The organism is Pseudomonas marginalis (assembly GCF_001645105.1).
Lineage (GTDB): Bacteria > Pseudomonadota > Gammaproteobacteria > Pseudomonadales > Pseudomonadaceae > Aquipseudomonas > Aquipseudomonas petroselini.
Genome location: NZ_LKEG01000055.1, coordinates 11,537 through 30,115, shown reverse-complemented (window position 1 = coordinate 30,115; position 18,579 = coordinate 11,537). Strand labels below are relative to the sequence as shown.

The 18,579-nt window shown below is 61.6% G+C and carries 17 protein-coding genes; 5 read left to right on the top strand and 12 right to left on the bottom strand.

Features of this window, described 5'->3' with window-relative positions:
* Nucleotides 1–3: 3 nt before the first annotated feature.
* The 3 genes from AO064_RS26695 to AO064_RS26685 are packed head-to-tail and all read left to right on the top strand — an operon-like array spanning nt 4 to nt 3,110.
* Nucleotides 4–1,188, top strand: a complete 1,185-nt coding sequence (locus tag AO064_RS26695) for an acetyl-CoA C-acyltransferase (RefSeq protein WP_064055121.1) — start codon at nt 4–6, stop codon at nt 1,186–1,188.
* 9 nt (nt 1,189–1,197) lie between these two features.
* A complete protein-coding gene (locus tag AO064_RS26690) occupies nt 1,198–2,325 on the top strand; it encodes an acyl-CoA dehydrogenase (RefSeq protein ID WP_064055120.1) in 1,128 nt (375 codons plus the stop codon).
* A gap of 11 nt (nt 2,326–2,336) precedes the next feature.
* Complete coding sequence (locus AO064_RS26685) at nt 2,337–3,110, top strand: enoyl-CoA hydratase (protein WP_012724210.1); 774 nt, start codon at nt 2,337–2,339, stop codon at nt 3,108–3,110.
* A 94-nt stretch (nt 3,111–3,204) separates the two neighbouring features.
* Here AO064_RS26685 and AO064_RS26680 read toward each other — a convergent pair whose 3' ends face one another.
* From AO064_RS26680 to arnC, 12 genes are all read right to left on the bottom strand, one after another.
* On the bottom strand, nt 3,205–4,353 hold the full coding sequence (locus AO064_RS26680; protein WP_064055119.1) for an acyl-CoA dehydrogenase family protein: 1,149 nt from the start codon (nt 4,351–4,353) through the stop codon (nt 3,205–3,207).
* 3 nt (nt 4,354–4,356) lie between these two features.
* Nucleotides 4,357–5,460: an enoyl-CoA hydratase/isomerase family protein gene (locus AO064_RS26675; protein WP_064055118.1), complete on the bottom strand. Its 1,104-nt coding sequence runs from the start codon at nt 5,458–5,460 to the stop codon at nt 4,357–4,359.
* 141 nt (nt 5,461–5,601) lie between these two features.
* Nucleotides 5,602–6,312: an HPP family protein gene (locus tag AO064_RS26670; protein WP_064055117.1), complete on the bottom strand. Its 711-nt coding sequence runs from the start codon at nt 6,310–6,312 to the stop codon at nt 5,602–5,604.
* A gap of 175 nt (nt 6,313–6,487) precedes the next feature.
* Nucleotides 6,488–6,724 carry a type VI secretion system contractile sheath small subunit gene (locus tag AO064_RS30495; RefSeq protein WP_231809579.1) on the bottom strand — a complete coding sequence of 79 codons (237 nt, stop codon included), beginning with the start codon at nt 6,722–6,724 and terminating at the stop codon, nt 6,488–6,490.
* A gap of 168 nt (nt 6,725–6,892) precedes the next feature.
* Nucleotides 6,893–8,515, bottom strand: a complete 1,623-nt coding sequence (locus AO064_RS26665; protein ID WP_064055116.1) for an ArnT family glycosyltransferase — start codon at nt 8,513–8,515, stop codon at nt 6,893–6,895.
* A 3-nt stretch (nt 8,516–8,518) separates the two neighbouring features.
* Nucleotides 8,519–9,910: a UDP-glucose dehydrogenase family protein gene (locus AO064_RS26660; protein WP_046034161.1), complete on the bottom strand. Its 1,392-nt coding sequence runs from the start codon at nt 9,908–9,910 to the stop codon at nt 8,519–8,521.
* Nucleotides 9,907–10,320, bottom strand: coding sequence for a 4-amino-4-deoxy-L-arabinose-phosphoundecaprenol flippase subunit ArnF (arnF, locus tag AO064_RS26655; RefSeq protein ID WP_064055115.1), 414 nt, complete (start codon nt 10,318–10,320; stop codon nt 9,907–9,909). Before arnF ends, AO064_RS26660 begins: the two co-directional genes overlap by 4 nt.
* Entirely contained in the window at nt 10,317–10,664 is a 348-nt protein-coding gene (gene arnE, locus AO064_RS26650; RefSeq protein ID WP_012724218.1) for a 4-amino-4-deoxy-L-arabinose-phosphoundecaprenol flippase subunit ArnE, read from the bottom strand. The genes arnF and arnE overlap by 4 nt, the downstream gene beginning before the upstream one ends.
* Nucleotides 10,661–12,316: a lipid IV(A) 4-amino-4-deoxy-L-arabinosyltransferase gene (arnT, locus tag AO064_RS26645; RefSeq protein ID WP_064055114.1), complete on the bottom strand. Its 1,656-nt coding sequence runs from the start codon at nt 12,314–12,316 to the stop codon at nt 10,661–10,663. Before arnT ends, arnE begins: the two co-directional genes overlap by 4 nt.
* The gene (gene arnD, locus AO064_RS26640; protein ID WP_012724220.1) at nt 12,313–13,197 is read right to left on the bottom strand and encodes a 4-deoxy-4-formamido-L-arabinose-phosphoundecaprenol deformylase; all 885 of its coding nucleotides are present in this window, start codon (nt 13,195–13,197) and stop codon (nt 12,313–12,315) included. The genes arnT and arnD overlap by 4 nt, the downstream gene beginning before the upstream one ends.
* Entirely contained in the window at nt 13,197–15,188 is a 1,992-nt protein-coding gene (gene arnA, locus AO064_RS26635; protein WP_012724221.1) for a bifunctional UDP-4-amino-4-deoxy-L-arabinose formyltransferase/UDP-glucuronic acid oxidase ArnA, read from the bottom strand. The genes arnD and arnA overlap by 1 nt, the downstream gene beginning before the upstream one ends.
* 2 nt (nt 15,189–15,190) lie before the next feature.
* Nucleotides 15,191–16,216, bottom strand: a complete 1,026-nt coding sequence (gene arnC / locus AO064_RS26630; RefSeq protein WP_012724222.1) for an undecaprenyl-phosphate 4-deoxy-4-formamido-L-arabinose transferase — start codon at nt 16,214–16,216, stop codon at nt 15,191–15,193.
* A gap of 413 nt (nt 16,217–16,629) precedes the next feature.
* Between arnC and AO064_RS26625 the strand changes: the two genes are divergently transcribed.
* Both AO064_RS26625 and AO064_RS26620 read left to right on the top strand, forming a co-directional pair.
* Nucleotides 16,630–17,454, top strand: coding sequence for a M949_RS01915 family surface polysaccharide biosynthesis protein (locus AO064_RS26625; RefSeq protein WP_064055113.1), 825 nt, complete (start codon nt 16,630–16,632; stop codon nt 17,452–17,454).
* 108 nt (nt 17,455–17,562) lie between these two features.
* On the top strand, nt 17,563–18,477 hold the full coding sequence (locus AO064_RS26620; RefSeq protein ID WP_064055112.1) for a site-specific integrase: 915 nt from the start codon (nt 17,563–17,565) through the stop codon (nt 18,475–18,477).
* The last annotated feature ends 102 nt before the right edge of the window (nt 18,478–18,579 follow it).

Genomic DNA, 18,579 nt, shown 5'->3' with positions numbered 1-18,579 from the left:
CGCATGACTGATCCTATCGTTATTGTCAGCGCCGTGCGCACGCCCATGGGCGGGTTCCAGGGCGATCTCAAGAGCTTGACTGCGCCGCAGCTGGGTTCCGCCGCGATTCGTGCCGCCGTCGAGCGCGCCGGTATCGCCACCGATGCCGTGGATGAAGTGCTGTTCGGCTGCGTATTGCCCGCAGGCCTCGGCCAGGCGCCGGCGCGCCAGGCTGCCCTGGGCGCCGGGCTGGACAAGGCCACGCGCTGCACGACCCTCAACAAAATGTGCGGCTCGGGCATGGAGGCGGCGATCCTGGCTCACGATTCACTGCTGGCCGGCAGTGTCGACGTGGTGATTGCCGGGGGCATGGAAAGCATGTCCAACGCACCCTACCTGCTGGACCGCGCGCGCAACGGCTACCGCATGGGCCACGGCAAGGTGCTGGACCATATGTTCCTCGACGGCCTGGAAGACGCCTATGACAAAGGCCGCCTGATGGGCACCTTTGCCGAAGACTGCGCCCTGCACAACGGTTTCAGCCGTGAAGCCCAGGACGCGTTCGCCATTGCTTCGTTGACCCGTGCACAAGAGGCCATTACCCATGGCAGCTTCGCCGCTGAGATTGTCCCGGTTCAGGTCACCGTGGGCAAAGAACAGAAAACCATCCAGCATGATGAGCAGCCGCCCAAGGCCAAACTGGACAAGATCGGCAGCCTGAAACCGGCATTCCGCGAAGGCGGCACCGTGACAGCGGCCAACTCCAGCTCGATTTCCGATGGCGCGGCGGCGTTGGTGCTGATGCGCCAGTCCGAGGCGCAGCAACGTGGCCTCAAGCCCTTGGCGGTGATCCATGGGCATGCCGCGTTTGCCGATGAGCCGGGTCTGTTCCCGGTGGCGCCGGTCGGGGCAATTCGCAAACTGATGACCAAGACTGGCTGGAACCTGGATGAGGTTGATCTGTTCGAGATCAACGAAGCCTTTGCCGTGGTCAGCCTCGTGACCATGAGCAAGCTGGAAATCCCCCACGCCAAGGTCAATGTCCATGGCGGCGCCTGCGCCCTGGGCCATCCGATCGGCGCATCGGGTGCGCGGATCCTGGTGACCTTGCTCTCGGCCCTGCGCCAGAGAGGCCTCAAGCGCGGCGTCGCCGCGATTTGCATCGGTGGTGGTGAAGCCACGGCCATGGCCGTCGAATGCCTGTATTAAGGAGCCCAGATGCTGCCCAATGACGAACAACTGCAGATCAGCGACGCGGCCCGGCACTTTGCCCAGGAACGCCTGAAACCCTTTGCCGCCGACTGGGACCGCGAGCACCGTTTCCCCAAGGAAGCCATCGGCGAGATGGCCGAACTGGGCTTTTTCGGCATGCTGGTGCCGGAACAGTGGGGCGGTTGCGACACCGGTTACCTGGCCTACGCCATGGCCCTGGAAGAAATCGCGGCAGGTGATGGCGCTTGCTCCACGATCATGAGCGTGCACAACTCGGTCGGTTGCGTGCCGATTCTCACATTCGGTAACGACCAGCAGAAAGAGCACTTCCTCAAGCCGCTGGCCAGCGGCGCCATGCTGGGTGCCTTTGCGCTCACTGAGCCCCAGGCCGGTTCCGACGCCAGCAGCCTGAAAACCCGTGCGCGCCTGGAAGGCGACCACTACGTGCTGAACGGCTGCAAACAGTTCATCACCTCCGGGCAGAACGCGGGGGTCGTGATTGTGTTTGCCGTGACCGACCCGGCGGCGGGCAAGCGCGGAATCAGCGCTTTTATCGTACCGACCGACTCGCCGGGATACACCGTGGCCCGCGTCGAAGACAAGCTCGGCCAGCATGCGTCCGATACGTGCCAGATCCTGTTTGAAGACGTGAAAGTGCCGGTGGCCAATCGGCTTGGGGAGGAGGGCGAAGGCTACAAGATTGCCCTGGCCAACCTCGAAGGCGGCCGCGTGGGCATCGCCTCGCAATCGGTCGGCATGGCCCGCGCCGCCTTTGAAGCGGCCCGTGACTATGCCCGCGAGCGCGAAAGCTTTGGCAAGCCCATCATCGAGCACCAGGCCGTGGCCTTCCGCCTGGCGGACATGGCCACGCAAATCGCGGTCGCTCGGCAGATGGTGCATTACGCCGCCGCCCTGCGCGACAGCGGAAAGCCGGCGCTGGTGGAAGCCTCCATGGCCAAGCTGTTTGCCTCGGAAATGGCCGAGAAAGTCTGTTCGGCCGCCTTGCAAACCCTGGGCGGTTACGGTTACCTGAGCGACTTCCCGTTGGAGCGGATCTACCGCGACGTGCGGGTCTGCCAGATTTACGAAGGCACCAGCGACATCCAACGCATGGTCATCTCACGCAATCTCTAAGGAGCCGATACATGAGTTACGAAACCATTTTGCTCGACGTCCAAGGCCGCGTCGGGCTGATTACCCTCAATCGTCCAAACGCCTTGAACGCCCTGAATGCGCAACTGGTCAGCGAATTGAACCAGGCATTGGACGGCCTGGAAGCCAACCCTGACATCGGTTGCATTGTGTTGACCGGCTCGAAAAAAGCTTTTGCCGCCGGCGCCGACATCAAGGAAATGGCCGAGCTGACCTACCCGCAGATCTACCTCGATGACCTGTTCAGCGACAGCGACCGTGTGGCCAACCGCCGCAAACCGATCATCGCGGCGGTGAACGGCTTCGCCCTGGGTGGCGGCTGCGAACTGGCGTTGATGTGCGACTTCATCCTGGCCGGTGACGGCGCCAAGTTCGGCCAGCCGGAAATCAACCTCGGCGTCCTGCCCGGCATGGGCGGCACCCAACGGCTGACCCGCGCGGTGGGCAAGGCCAAGGCCATGGAAATGTGCCTGACCGGGCGTTTTATCGACGCGGTGGAAGCGGAGCGCTGCGGGATCGTCGCGCGCATCGTGCCGGCCGATGAGCTGCTGGAGGAAGCCTTGAAAGTTGCCACGCTGATTGCCGGCAAGTCGGTGCCGATCAGCATGATGGTCAAGGAAAGCGTGAACCGCGCGTTTGAAGTGAGCCTGTCCGAAGGTGTGCGTTTTGAGCGCCGGGTGTTCCATGCAGCGTTTGCGACGCAGGATCAGAAGGAAGGCATGGCGGCGTTTGTGGCCAAGCGTGCCCCCGAATTCAAGGATAAGTAACCCGGCCTGACAAACACTGGATGTCAAATGTGGGAGGGGGCTTGCCCCCTCCCACAGGGTTTATGCGGTGTGACAGTTAGAGTAACCCGTTTTTTTATGAGTAATTCTTCAGTTCCCGCGCAATGACCATCCGCTGAATCTCGCTGGTCCCTTCGTAAATCTGCGTGATTCGCGCGTCCCGGTAGTAACGCTCCACCGGATAATCTTCCAAATACCCGTACCCACCGTGAATCTGCATCGCGGAGGAGCAGACCTTCTCGGCCATTTCCGAGGCAAACAGCTTGGCCTGGGAGGCTTCCGACAGGCATGGCTTGCCGGCGCTGCGCAGGCGTGCGGCGTGCAGGATCAGCAAGCGTGCGGCATTCAGTTGGGTTTGCATGTCTGCCAGCAGATTGGCCACGCTCTGGTGCTCGATGATCGCCTTGTCGAACTGCACGCGATCACGCGCATACGCCAAGGCGGCCTCAAACGCTGCACGGGCGATCCCCAGCGCCTGGGCGGCAATGCCAATGCGCCCGCCTTCCAGGTTGGACAGGGCAATCGCCAGGCCCTTGCCACGCTCACCCAGCAGGTTGGCCTCGGGCACCGTGCACTGGTTCAACGTGACGGCGCAGGTGTCGGAGGCGCGGATGCCCATCTTGTGTTCGGTGCGGTCCACCACGAACCCCGGAGTGTGCGTAGGCACCAGGAACGCCGATATCCCTTTCTTGCCCAGATCAGGGTCGGTCACGGCAAACACAATGGCCAGCTTGGCACGCTTGCCGTTGCTGACGAACTGTTTGGCGCCATTGATCACCCACTGGCCGTCACGCAGCTCGGCGCGGGTACGCAGGTTGTGGGCTTCTGAACCGGCCTGGGGTTCGGTCAGGCAGAAGCAGCCAATCGCCTGGCCGCTGGCGAGGTCTGCCAGCCAGGTTTGCTTTTGCGCATCTGAGCCGTAGTTGAGGATTGGTCCGCAACCCACTGAATTATGGATACTCATCAGTGCGCCGGTAGCTCCGTCACCGGCAGAAATCTCTTCGACGGCGAGGGCGTAGGCAACGTAATCGACGTAGGTACCCCCCCATTCTTCCGGCACCACCATGCCCAGGAGGCCCAGCTCCCCCATCTTCGCCACGAGGGCGTCGTCGATCCAGCCGGCTTTTTCCCAGGCTTGGGCGTAGGGGGCGATTTCACCACGGGCGAAGTCGCGCGCCATGTCGCGGATCATCACTTGTTCTTCTGTATATTCAAGGTCTTGCATGGCTTATTTCACAACCTTCTTGAAGTGATGGAAGAAGCTCTCTACATGGCTGAGAGCCAGCCCATGCAGGGTGGGCGGGTTCCAGCGTGGGCTTTTGTCTTTGTCGATAATCAACGCGCGTACGCCTTCGATCAGGTCGCCGCGTTCGAACCATTGGCGGTCCAGGTGCAATTCCAGGGCAAAACATTGCTCCAGCGACAGGCGCCGGCCACGGCGCAGCATCTCCAGGGTAACGGCCATGGCCAGGGGCGAGCGCGTCTGCATCAGGCTGACGGTGTTGAGTGCCCATTCGTGGCTGTCGGCAACGGTGACTTGCTGCAATTGCTCGACGATGCTCGGCACATCCGGCAGCGCGAAAAAGTGGTCGATGGCGGGGCGCAAAGCGGCCAGGGGCGGATCTGGCAGTTGCTGCACCGCCAGCCTGGCAAGCGCGCCTTGCAGGTCCTTGAGCGGCGAGTCGTGCCATCTCAGGTTGTCGAGCTTCTTGTCAAGGTCGGCCAGCTTGTGACTGTCCAGGTACCAGTCAGCCAGCCCGCAATAGAGGGCATCGGCCGCGCGGATCTGCACCCCGGTCACCCCCAGGTAAATCCCCAGCTCGCCGGGAATACGCGGCAGGAAGTAGCTGCCGCCTACGTCGGGGAAGTAACCGATGGCCACTTCCGGCATCGCCAGGCGACTGCGCTCGGTGACCACGCGTAAATCGGCGCCTTGCACCAGGCCCATGCCGCCGCCCAGGACAAAGCCGTCCATCAGCCCCAGCACCGGTTTACGGTAGTGGTGGATGGCCAGGTCCAACGCGTATTCCTCGACGAAGAAGTCCTGGTGCAGCGTGTCGCCATTCTTGAAGCTGTCGTACAGCGAACGAATATCGCCGCCGGCACAAAAGGCTTTTTCGCCGGCGCCGCGCAGGACCACGGCATACACCTGCGGATCATCCGCCCATGCCTGCAACTGGGACGTCAGGCTGCGGACCATCTGCAGGGTAAGGGCATTCAAGCCGGCGGGGCGATTGAGGGTAAGGTGCCCGATGTGGTTGCGGACTTCGGCGAGGACTTCGTCCTGAAGTATTGCTGCGTGGCTTGCCTCGGTTGAAACCTGAGCAGTCATCGATAACTCCCTGCTTTTATTATTCTTTATCAAGATGTTCGCGGACGAACCATCGTGTGATCGTACCAGTGCAAATTTGCACAGTACAACCCTCAATCATGCAGGTCGTTTTTGCATTTATGCAGGGAGAGAGGGCTGGCCTCAAGGCACCCGACTGGCCAGCACCTCACCAATACTGCGGCGCCTGGCGTGGGTCTCCGCCGCGTGGATCAACTGCTCCAGCGCCGTAGGTTCCACATCGTAGAACTGCTCCATTTCAGCCAGCGCCAGTTTCAGGTCGGCAGCGGTGATTGCGGGGTCTCGACCGGCCTTGGGATCGTTCAAGATAACCGGCGAGGACTCGATGGCGCCCTTGGGGTAGCGCGTGCGCGTGGCATTGTTGTAAGCCAGTGCACACGTCAGCAAGGCCCCGGCGCCCAGCAACACCGCGCCCAACTCATACCAGCCCAAGGCGGCGGAGGCGGGGTCGGCCAGCACCAGCGTCATGGCCAGGCCCCCGGCCGGCGGATGCAGGCAGCGCAACCAGCACATCAGCACCACTGTCATGCCCGCCGCCAGGCAGGCGCCGCCCAGGGAGGGCCCGAGGACGCGAGCCACCAGCAACGCCAGGACACCCGCGCACAGGTAGCTGCCGATGATCGACCACGGCTGCGCCAAAGCGCCTGATGACACCGCGAACAACAACACGGCCGACGCGCCGAGAGGGCCAAGCAGATGCAGGGCGACGTCCATGCCAAATACTTGGGCGCATAGCCAGACACTGAACAGGGTGCCCAGCGCCATGCCGATCGCGGCACGGCTCCATTCGGTGGGACGGGTGTTGATAGCAGCAGGGAACCAGCGAGCGAGCATTGAAGGGGCGTCCATAAACAGCGGGCAAAAAAAAGGCTTGTCTGGTCGCCCGGAAAAGCCCTTTGAACGTTCCAACATTTGGGGGAAGGAACAGCTGCAGTGTGCCGAGCTGGGGAGCAGGGCGCCAATGCATATTAATGAGGGTTGAATGCAAGAATAGTGAATTGTAACGGTGCTATCCGATCAGCGAGCTGCACATTTTACCCAGAACGCGATTATTGAAGTCTTCATCCAAAAAGCGTCTTTGCAGGTTTTCCCGTAGCCCTGGCTCACTGGCCAGCGGCCCGTTCAGCGCCACCAGGGCATCACGCAAACCCATCAATCGATCCAGCGACGGCACGGGTAGGTAGCCCGAAGGCATCCCATCTCGGGTCCAGGAAACAGCGGGATCAAGCGAAACTTTATCTGGCACGGTGCTCTCCTCCAACGTCCTTGTTGTAATCCATGACCTGTGGCGGTAAATGAATACCGCACGCAGGCGAGTTTACAGTCGGGTTTTGGACGCAGGAAAGTGAAATGGCATCAGCCATTACCTAAAGCTACGTAGGAGTTCTCTGCGCCGGGAGCGCCGGCGCAGGGCTCAAGGTTGCGGGGTTTTGACCAGGTGCAGCAGCACGTAAGGGTTGCGGTCAAATTCGCCGGCCAAGGTCGGGGTGATGGAGCGAAAACGCGGGTCCGTCATGCCTTCGTAATCCGCTTCGCTCATCACTACCCAGGCGGGACCTTGGATCGGCTTCAGGTCGGCCGTTTGCTGGGTAAACAAAGGCACCTGGTCGCAGTCGAGGTTGACCATGTATTTGATCGCCTTGGCGTCTTTGCCCAGACCGTGCAACACCACTGGCGCGCGTTGCTGCATCACCTGCTCATGCACCTGCAGGGTAAACGTGCGTGTGTCGTAGACACTGCGCTCCAGCGGTTCGACCACCAGAATATACGTGGCCCACACCGCCAGTACCGCGGCAAAGGCTGGCCCGACTGGGCGCCAGCGGATCTTGAATAACGTCAACAGCGCCAATACCTGCAGCGCTCCCAGCACGGCGAACACCCACCCGAGGTGGCTCAACTGCTCCGGATAGCGCGGTCGCGCCAACAGCAGGCCGGCGATCAACAGCGTCGGCAGCAACGTCCAGATACCCAGCATCAGAACACGCAGCCAGGCAAAGAGCCGCCCGTGCGCGACTTGGAACGGATACGCCGCGATGATCGCCGCCATCGGCAACATCGGCAGCACATAACGCGCCTTTTTCGCCTGGGGAATCGACAGGCCAAGCATCACCAGCAAGGCCGCGGCCGCGCAATACCACACCAACTGCAACGCTGGCCCCGGCGCACGGCGCCCGCTGATCACCATTGCCAGCAGCACCAACACGGCCATGGGATAGGCCAGGGCGTAGTTGCCCAAGGAACTGGTGAAGTAATACAGCACGCCGCTGGAGCCTTCGCTGCCATCCATACGCCCGAGGAACTGCATGCGAATCACGTCCTGCATGAAGCGCTCGCCGCCGCTGAGCTTGGCCATCAGCAACAGCAGGCCAACGCACGCCACCAGCAATGCCAGTGCCAACAAGCCGAAGCTGAACAGTTGCCGCCATTGGCGGTTGATCAGGTAATAGCTGCACAGCACGCCGGTCGGAATCACCAGGCCGATCGGCCCACGGATCGCAAAGCCGACGATCAGCAACAGGTAAATCCAGTGCAGACGTTTACCCGCCCCAAAGTGATCGTGGGCATAACCCAGGTAAAACACCGCCAGGGCGATGGCGGCCAGCATCTGGTCGAGGGACACCGCGCGGGTTTCGCTGATAAAGCTGCTGCTCAGCAACAGCATCGCAATGCTCAGCAAGCCCCAACGCTGGGAGTAGGGCGCCGTCAGGCGATACACCAGCATGACGATGACTGCCGACGCCATCGCCGTGGGCAGCCAGGCGGTAAGGCTGGTGACCTGGCCCAGCGGCACTGACAGCAGCCACGTCAGCAGCGTCGAGGTGGCCAGGTAATCCGCATAAGGCTGCCCATAGGTGGTGGGGAAAAAGCCTGGGCCGTGGCGCAGCATCTCCTGAGCAAACAGCACGAAGCGTGAGTCGAAGCCAATGATCGCCTGGTGCCAGCAGCCGGCGATAAACAGCAGCAGCGCCAGCAACCCCAAACCGAGGGATTGGCGGCGGATCGCTGGGCTTAACAGGGGCGGTCGGTCTTTGTTCACGTATCAGGCTTCCACGACCTGTTTTGCCACTTGAGCCACCCACTGCTGCTGGGGAATCGGCAACTGGCAGGAGTCGCCACGGCCGATCGGGTAATACTGGAACCCTTTGCGCGCCAGGCGTTCGCCGTCGTAGAGGTTACGGCCGTCAAAGATCACCGGGGTTTTCAGGCGCTGGTGGATCAAGTCGAAGTCCGGCGCCTTGAACTGTTGCCATTCGGTGCAGACGATCAGCGCATCGGCGCCGCCCAAGGTGGATTCCGGCGTACCCATCAGCATCAGGCGTGGATCATCGCCGTAGATACGCTGGGTTTCCTGCATGGCTTCCGGGTCGAACGCACGTACATGGGCTCCGGCGGCCCACAAGGCTTCCATCAGCACACGGCTGGGTGCATCGCGCATGTCGTCGGTGTTGGGCTTGAACGCCAGGCCCCACAAGGCGAAGGTCTTGCCGCGCAGGTCGCCCTTGAAGAACGCATTGATGCGTTCGAACAGCTTGCTCTTCTGGCGTTGGTTGATGGCTTCCACGGCTTCAAGCAGGTCGCTGGAGCAGTTGGCTTGCTTGGCGCTGTGGATCAGGGCGCGCATGTCCTTGGGGAAGCACGAACCGCCGTAGCCGCAGCCGGGGTAGATAAAGTGGTAGCCGATGCGCGAGTCGGCACCGATGCCCAGGCGCACGGCTTCGATGTCCGCCCCCAGGTGTTCGGCGAGTTCTGCGATCTGGTTGATAAAGCTGATCTTGGTCGCCAGCATGCAGTTGGCGGCGTATTTGGTCAGCTCGGCGCTGCGCAGGTCCATGAAGATGATGCGGTCATGGTTGCGGTTGAACGGTGCGTACAGGTCGCGCATCACGTCGCGCACTTCTTCGCGCTCACAGCCGATGATGATGCGGTCCGGGCGGCGGCAGTCGGCCACGGCCGAGCCTTCCTTGAGGAATTCCGGGTTGGAGACGATATCGAAGTCCAAGTGCCGGCCGGCCAGGTGCAAGGCTTTTTCGATATGTGCGCGCAGGGTGTCGCCGGTGCCGACGGGCACGGTGGATTTTTCCACCAGGATCACTGGCTCCTGGCGGTGACGAGCGACCGCATCGCCCACCGACAGCACGTACTTCAGGTCCGCCGAACCGTCCTCATCCGAGGGCGTGCCCACGGCGATAAACAGCACTTCGCCATGCTCGACCGCGAGTTTCTCGTCATGGGTAAAGTGCAGTCGCCCGCTTTCCAGGTTTTCCTTGACCATCGCTGCCAGCCCCGGCTCGAAGATCGTCACATGGCCTTTCTGTAAAGACTCGACCTTGTTTTTGTCAACGTCCATGCAGATGACATCGTGACCGACTTCGGCCAATACGGTGGCCTGCACCAGACCGACGTAACCACTACCAAATACACTGATTTTCATGGGGCATTCCTGGGACTTGTAGCGCTAGCACGGCGAGAGTTGATAACCAGCACACCGAGGATGACAAGCGCCACCCCCAGGGTTTTTGAAACCGAAAAATCTTCGTTGAACACCGGCAGGCTGGCCGCCAGCAGATAGACCAGGGCGTAGCTGATGCTCAACAGTGAATAGGCACGGCCCAGCGGCAGGTGTTTGAGTGCGCCGAGCCAGCAGAGCATCGACAGCGCGTAGGCCAGGACCGCCAGGATCACCATGCCGAGCGCACCCAGGTCGATGCTGTTGTGGGTGAACGCGTCCAGCCAGTCGCTGGGCAGCGGCAAGCGCGTCATGCTCCAGCGCATCCCCAGCTGGGCGGCACAGACCAAGCCGACGCTGCCCAGGGCCAGGGCAAACCCTTGGACCCGGCTCATACGTGACGCCCCAGCAGCACGACACCGCTGATCACCAACGCCACACCCAGCCAATGGCGGGCATCAATGGGTTCATGAAAGACAAACCGCGCCACCAGCGTGACCAGCACAAAATTGAGGCTGAGCATCGGGTACGCAATACCCACCTCCAGGCGCTGCAACACCAGCAGCCACACCAGCAGGCCCAGGCCCAGGCATACCAGCGCCGACCACAACCACGGCGAACGCAGTTTCAGTGCCCAGCCCTCCGGCAGGTCGCGCCAGCTTTCCACGGCGAACTTCTGCGATACCTGGCCCATGCAGGTCAGCAGGCACGCAGCCAATAACAGCAGCAGGGTGATCAAGGCGTCACCTGCGGGAAAATCAGAATCACGATATTGCCTTGTTCATAGCGCTTGCCGTCGGTGGGCAGCAATGCCACTTCGGCCACTTCGTCGTCGCCTTTGACGCGCATCACCACGCCGACCGCGCCTTGTTTGCGCGCCTCGGTCATCCACTGCTGGACCTGGGTGACATCCACCTTGTGATGGCCGGCATCCGGGTAGGCGAGGCCGTATTTGACTTCGCCGACGGTGTTGTAGAGCGTCACGTCCGGGCGTGCCAGGCGCCACGACAGCGCGGACGCCGCGCCCAGGTCATTGCTCAGCAAGGCGGTGGCGGGTTGCAGTTCCTGCAGGTGGTCGATGATGAATTGATCAGGAGTCTTGTTGTACACCACCGAGTGCGGCAACGCGGCCGGCAACAGGGCGACCATCAGCCAGCTGCCGAGAATCGGCGCCGCCCACAGGCGCAATGGCTGGGCGGCCTGCAGCAGGTTGACCAGGATCCAGCCGAACAGGAAGGTGAACACCAGCACCAGGCTGAGGGTTTCCTGCCCGTGTTCGTACACCGGTTTTTTCAGTTGGAACCAGCTCAGCGCCAGCAGCACCACTACGCCAATGATCAGGTTCAGCCAGCCGTTGATACGCAATGCACGGTAACGACCCTGGGCCATTTTGTCGGCCAGGGTGTTGCCCATCAGCAACGCCAGCGGCAGCAGGCACGGCATGATGTAGGAAGGCAACTTGCCCTTGGCCAGGCTGAAGAATGCCAGCGGCATCAACAGCCACAGCAACACAAAGCCGATTTTTGCACTGCGTTTGTCCAGCCAAGCCTGTTTGAGCGTGGACGGCAACAACGCCACCCACGGCAGGCAGAACGCAACCAGCAGCGGCAGGTAATACCAGAACGGCTCGGCGTGCTGGGCGTCGTCGCCGGCAAAACGTTGGATATGCTCGTGCCAGAAGAAGAAGTTCCAGTAGTCGGGCTCTTGCAGGTGAACGGCCAGCGCCCATGGCAGGCTGACGACAATCGCCACCACCACGGCGACCACGCCGTAGCCCAGCAGCTCACGAAAACGCTTCTGCCAGATCGCGTAGGGCAGGGCGATCAACACCGGCAGCAACCAGGCCAGGAAACCCTTGGTCATGAAGCCCATGCCACAGGCCAGGCCCAGCAGCGCCCAGGCCCCCAGCCGCCCGCTGCGCGTGGTGCTGTCGAAGCAAAACCACAAGGCCACGCCGGTCAGGTTGACCCAGAAGGTGAACTGCGGATCGAGGTTGGCGTAGCCGCCCAGCGCCGCGACGCTGACAAAGCTCATGTAGAGCACGGTGCTGACCAGGCTTTTCTGCGGGTCATTCCACAGCCGACGCGATACCAGGTACACCAGCAGGATGCTCAAGCCGGTGCTCAAGGCGGACGCAAACCGCACACCGAACAGGTTCTGCCCGAAGATCGCCTGGCCCAGCGCGATCATCCAGTAGCCCGCCGCCGGTTTCTCGAAGTAGCGGATGCCCATGAAGTGCGGCGACGCCCACTTGCCGGTCAGCAGCATTTCCTGGCTGATCTGTGCGTAGCGGGTTTCATCCGGGATCCACAGGCCGTGGGTGGCCAATGGCAGCAGGTAAAACACGCCAAACGCCAACAGGAGCAGGGGCAGGGCCCGACGGCGGATCATGCCTGCTGCACTCCGAGCCAGCCCTCGCGGCCGGGCAAGGCGCCGCGCACCAGCTGTTGCTGGGGCAGGGAGGTCAGGTCGGCAGGCAACAGGTCGCCCAGGGGTTTGAAGTCGATGCCGCGCTGCCCTGCCTGGGCGAGCAACTGGCGAAAATCATTGGCCATCAGAATCCCTTCTACTTCTGCGTGGATCGTGTAGACGTTGAGCTTCGACGCGCCAAAGCGGTCGAGGATGAAGGTGTTGAAGTCTTTGGCAGCCACCACCGGCCCGACGACTTCGTCGAAGGTCGGCAGGTCCACCGGAATTTGTGGGGTGCCCGCACTGCCATCGGCCAGGGTTGGACGAAACAGGCTGGTGCCCCGGCAATCGCTGTTGTAGCGAAAGTTGAACCCTTGCTTGGCTTGCACGACGCGTTCATCGGCGCGCCAACCGGCGGCCGCTGAACAGTCGATGCGTTCGCCGAGGATGTCGCTCAGGGTCTCCACGCCGCGTCGAATCTGCTCGACCAGCTGCGCTTCGCTCCAACGCCCGGTGTTGGCCTGCCAGCCATGGTGATCCCAGGCGTGCAGGCCGACTTCATGCCCGGCCGCCTTGGCCTGGCGCATCAAGTGCCCCAGGTCGCGGCCGATCGGCTTGCCCGGCCAGGCCGTGCCGGCCAGCAAAATGTCCAGGCCATACAAGCCCACGGCGTTGGAACGCAGCATCTTCCACAGGAACTGCGGGCGGATCAGGCGCCACAGGTGGCGCCCCATGTTGTCCGGCCCGACACTGAAGAAGAACGTCGCTTTTACCCCAGCTTCATCCAGGGTTTCGAGCAACCGCGGCACACCTTCACGGGTGCCACGGTAGGTGTCGACGTCGATGCGAAGACCTGCCTCCATTACTTTTTGTCCGCGATTTCAAGCATGGCTTCACGCAGGAAGAAGTCCAGCGTGTTGCCGATGGTTTCGCTCATCTCCACGGTCGGCTCCCAGTTCAGCAGGCGCTTGGCGTTTTCGATGCTTGGCTTGCGGTGCGCCACGTCTTGGTAACCGGTGCCGTAGAACGCTTTGCTTTCTACATCGCGGAAACCGGCGAACGGCGGGAAGTTGCCACGCAGCGGGTGCGCTTCGAACTGACGCAGCAGCTCTTCGCCCAACTGGCGGATGCTGGCTTCGTTTTCCGGGTTGCCGATGTTGATGATCTGGCCATTGCACGCGTCATTGTCGTTATCAATGATGCGCGCCAGGGCTTCGATGCCGTCGGCGATGTCGGTGAAGCAACGCTTCTGCTCACCACCGTCGAACAGGCGGATCGGCGTGCCTTCCACCAGGTTGAGGATCAGTTGGGTGATGGCGCGGGAGCTGCCGATGCGTGCCGAGTCCAGGCGGTCCAGGCGCGGGCCCATCCAGTTGAAGGGACGGAACAGGGTGAAGTTCAGGCCCTTGGCGCCGTAGGCCCAGATCACGCGGTCCAGCAGTTGCTTGGAAACCGAGTAGATCCAGCGCTGCTTGTTGACCGGGCCAACCACCAGGTTGGAGGTGTCTTCGTCGAAGTACTGGTCCTGGCACATGCCATAGACTTCGGAGGTCGACGGGAAGATCACGCGCTTGTTGTACTTGACGCAGTAGCGCACCAGCTTGAGGTTTTCTTCGAAGTCCAGTTCGAACACGCGCAGCGGGTTGCGGGTGTATTCGATGGGTGTGGCGATGGCCACGAGCGGCAGGACCACGTCGCATTTCTTGATGTGGTACTCGATCCACTCGGTGTGGATGCTGATATCGCCTTCGACGTAATGGAAGTTCGGGTGGCTGCGCAGGCGCTCGATGGCGTCGGAGCCGATGTCCAGGCCGTAGACTTCGTAACGGTCGTCACGCAACAGGCGCTCGGACAGGTGGTTACCGATAAAGCCGTTCACGCCCAGGATCAGCACGCGGGTACGGCGCGGTTTGCGGCCGGACTCGGCGCCGCGCAGCACGGAACCGTCGACCAGGCCCAATTCGTTGGCCAGGGACGGGCCGGCCAGGTACAGGCCGTTGTCGTTGCGCTGGCCGAACTTGATCACCAGGGAGTCTTCACCGCACGCGATACGCAGCGGGTTGACGCTGATCACACGGCCCGGCGCCAGGCCTTCGTTGCCCTTGACCACGTCGGCCTGCCACACGACCAGCTTGTGCTCGCCCACGGCGCAGAAGGCACCTGGGTAAGGTTGGGTCACGGCGCGCACCAGGTTGAACAGTTCCTCAGCCGGTTTTTTCCACTCCAACTTGCCATCGGCAGCGGTGCGGCGACCGAAGTACGTGGCCTGGCTTTCATCCTGGGCGGTTTCCGCCAGTTTGCCTTGGGCCAGTTGCGGCAGGGCGTCGCGCAGCAGGTTGCTGGCGGCGTCGCGCAGTTTGGCGTGCAGGGTCAGGCCGGTGTCGCTGCGCTCGATGATGACTTTCTGCTGGGCCAGGATCGCGCCGGCATCGGCACGCTTGACCATGCGGTGCAAGGTCACGCCGGTTTCGGTTTCACCGTTGACCAGCACCCAGTTGGCCGGGGCGCGGCCACGGTATTTAGGCAGCAACGAGCCGTGCAGGTTGAACGCGCCTTTGCGCGCCGTGGCCAGCAGCGGCTCGCTCAGCAGGTTGCGGTAGTAGAACGAGAAGAGGTAGTCCGGGTTCAGCTTGGCGATGCGCTCGATCCACAGCGGGTGGTTGGCGTCTTCCGGAGCGTGCACCGGGATACCATTGCGCGCGCACAACTGGGCGACGGAACCGTAGAAGTTGTTTTCCTTCGGGTCATCGGCATGGGTGAACACAGCGGCAATGTCGTAACCGGTATTGAGCAGCGCTTCGATGCCTGCACAACCAATATCGTGATACGCGAATACAACAGCTTTTGAACTCATGTTTAGACCTGATCAGCAGAAGTAGAGGTATGGGAGGACACCAGGCCGTCAACGACGACCACGGGAGCCGGTGCTGCCGGTTGGTTGCGCAGCACTTTTTCGATAAAGAAGCGCGGGCGGGCACGCACGTCGCTGTACATGCGGCCCAGGTATTCACCCAGCAGGCCCATGCCGATGAACTGGCCGCCGGTAAAGACGAACAGCACGGCGAACAGCACGAACAAGCCGTCGCCGGCCCAGTCGGCACCGAAAGCCAGGCGCATGACGATCAACGCGAAGGCAAACAGCATGCCCAGCGCCGCCAGGCTGAAGCCGACGATGGACAGCAGGCGCAGCGGGGTGGTGGTCATGCACGTCAGCAGGTCGAACATCAGGCTGATCAGGCGCATGGCGCTGTATTTGGATTCGCCGTGCTCACGCTCGGCGTGGTGTACCAGGATCTCGGTGGTGTGACGGGCAAAGCCGTTGGCCAGGATCGGGATAAAGGTGCTGCGTTCGCGGCAGGCGAGCATCGCGTCGACGATGGTGCGGCGGTAGGCGCGCAGCATGCAGCCGTAGTCGGTCATGGCCACGCCGGTGGAGCGCTGCACGGCCAGGTTGATCAGGCGCGACGGCCAGCGGCGGAAGGCCGAGTCCTGGCGATTGTTGCGCACGGTGGCGACCACGTCGTAGCCCAGGGCGGCTTGTTCGACCAGGCGCGGAATTTCTTCGGGCGGGTTTTGCAGGTCCGCGTCGAGGGTGATCACCACGTCGCCTCGGCATTGCTCGAAACCGGCCATGATCGCTGCATGCTGGCCGTAGTTACGGTTGAGGATCACCGCCACCACGTTGCTGCCGTCTTCAGCGGCGGCGTCCTCCAGCAGTTGGGCTGAATTGTCGCGGCTACCGTCATCGACCAGGATGATTTCGTATTCGTAGGCCAGTTGCTTGCAGGCTGCGGTGGTACGGCGCAGCAATTCAGGCAGGCTCTCTTGTTCGTTGTAGACCGGGATTACGATCGACACGCAATGAATAGGGTAGGGTTTCAAAGATTCATGACCTCGGGGTTAGAGCAACTTGGAGCGTGAAAACAGCAGCAATCATTGGGCGAAAGTCCAGACCGCAGATTAAAAAAACGGCGCCAAAGGTGAAGCGTAATCAAGAGGTTAGACGATATAGCGCGGTTTGCTATGAAGTACTGCGCTAAAGATTAAGCGTAAAAATGTGGAACAGATATGAAAGGCAGATGAAAAACTCGTTTATTTGACAGGTAGACAGCTAGGGTTCAGCTAAACAACTAGGGGCCTGTAGGCTTTAGTTGGCTGGCGAAATGGGAACTGTTTGTAGGACGTTTGGTTTAACGTGGACGCGCACGCTCGGCCAGGAAATTTAAGTGAAGAATCTTCTCTGCAATGCGTCCCAAGTGCCGGTAAAGTAAGCCGTCTCTTGCCAGGGTGATCGGATGAATAGCGTGCAGCTTTTACGCGGCCAGTTGCGGCCTGCTTTGATGGGATCGTTGATCGGGTTGTTGATGAGCGTGGCGTGTGTCACGACGGTCCAGGCCGATGACGGGGTGGCGCTCACCAGCATTGACCAGGTGCCGGACGGTGTTGAAGTACGCGGCAAGCAGATCGCCGCCTATACCTGGGACGATAAACAAGGCAAGAACCTGCTGGTGCTCGCCGAGCAAATCAGCGAGCGCGACGACGACGGCACTCAGTCGGCGTTCGTGTATGCGGCCCAGTACCTGATCGACGGCAACCGCCCCAAGCGCGTGTGGATGCTCTACGACGATGTGCAGCATTGCGAATTCGACGCCTCGCTGCGCTTTGACCGGGCCGCGACAAAGGTCACCGACCTCACCGGCGATGGCATCACCCAGGCCACGGTGGGCTATTCGCGCACCTGCACCAGCGATGTCAGCCCCAATGAGTTCAAGCTGATCATGCATGTCGGCAAGTCGCAGAAGTACCGTCTGCGCGGTGTCGACCGGGTCGGCGCGGCCTGGTGGGACGAAGAGGCCGGGGCCTTGCGTGGCATGCCGCTGCCCAAGGATTGCAGCGTGGCCGGGCAACAGGCGCTGGTCAGCCAGTACAAGGAACAGGGCACCGAGTTGCCGTTGCCGGGGTGTTATGGCGACGAGAGAGACTTCGCCAAGGCGCCTGAGGCGTACCTGACGTTCATGCGTCAGCACTGGTTCGCCCTAATGCAGAAGCAGGACAGCGAATGGAGCCAGACCCAGGTTCAGCCCCAGGAGCCTACTGAGGAAGACGACACGGCCCCATGATTTTGTGCGAAGGCTGGCACTGGGTTAGACTCGGCCTTCGCCAATTCACTAAATAGCTCGATTAAACAAAGGCTTGTTCGAGTTATTTAATCCAAAGGCTGATCTACCTTGACTGAGTCTATCCGCAACCCGCTGACCCTTTACCTCACCCGCCTGGCACCCTCAAGCCAACTGACCATGCGCTACGTGCTGCAAGATGCGGCCGACCGCCTGGGCTTCGAAGACATCAACCTCGAAGACATCGACTGGCACCTGCTGCAACCCGAACACGTGATCGCCCTGGTCGCCGCCTTGCGCGAAGACGGCTATGCGCCCAATACCTCGTCGTTGTACGTGAATGCCGTGCGCGGGGTGATGAACGAAGCCTGGCGCCTGAACCTGATCAGCCAGGAACACCTGTTACGCATGCGCACCGTCAAGGCCACGCCGGGCTCGCGCCTGGGCCAGGGCCGCAACCTGCGGCGCAGCCTGATCCGCGAAATGATGGAAGTCTGCGCCGCCGACCCACGCCCCCAGGGCCTGCGGGATGCAGCGGTGATCGGCATTCTGTACGGCTCGGGCATGCGCAAGTCTGAGTCGGTCAACCTTGACCTGGCGCAGATCAATTTCGAAGAACGCAGCCTGCGGGTAATCGGCAAGGGTAACAAGGAGCTGATCAAATACGCACCGGACTGGGCATTCGCCAAGCTGCAGGCGTGGCTTACCTTTCGGCGTGATCAACTCAAGGACGGTGAGCAGGATGACAACTTCCTGTTCAACCGCATCCGCCGTGGCAGCCACATCACCCGTGAACGCATCACCAAACATGCGATTTACTACATTGCCCGCCAACGCGGCGAGCAAGTAGGCGTGAAGATCATGCCCCATGACTTCCGCCGCTCGTTCATCACACGGGTTATCGAGGAGCATGACCTGTCGATTGCGCAGAAACTGGCGCACCACACCAACATCCAGACCACCGCCAGCTATGACGTGCGCGACGACAATGAGCGGCGGCGCGCGGTGGATCGGTTCGACCTGTAGGATTGGCGAATGCAATCCGCGGCAAACCAGCCCCCACACGTACCTGCTCTTGCTTCAACCACTTAGGTCGGCTACCAGGCCGCCGTGCTCTTGCTTTTGATC